This window comes from Winogradskyella ouciana (genome assembly GCF_009709615.1).
GTDB lineage: Bacteria > Bacteroidota > Bacteroidia > Flavobacteriales > Flavobacteriaceae > Winogradskyella > Winogradskyella ouciana.
Genome location: NZ_WJYA01000112.1, coordinates 1 through 271, shown reverse-complemented (window position 1 = coordinate 271; position 271 = coordinate 1). Strand labels below are relative to the sequence as shown.

Sequence of the window (271 nt, the reverse complement as noted above, 5' to 3'; positions counted from 1 at the left end):
GTCCGCTTGTTCTTCAACGCCCATATTTTTATGAATAACACCTAAACCACCTTGACGAGCCATAGCAATCGCCATTTTAGATTCAGTTACAGTATCCATACCAGCAGAAATAACTGGAATATTTAATTTAACTTTGTCTGATAATTGTACGCTTAAATCAACGTCTTTCGGTAAAATATCAGATTGTGCTGGAATTAATAACACATCATCAAACGTTAATGATTCTTTTGCAAATTTACTTTCCCACATTAAAAACAGCCTCCATTTTTCA

General features: G+C 33.9%; 1 protein-coding gene. It reads right to left on the bottom strand.

What is annotated here, in order from left to right; all coding sequences use genetic code 11:
- Positions 1 to 249 (bottom strand): IMP dehydrogenase (locus F1003_RS18735; protein WP_202913917.1); only part of this gene is annotated, 249 nt, incomplete at its 3' end.
- Positions 250 to 271 lie beyond the last annotated feature (22 nt).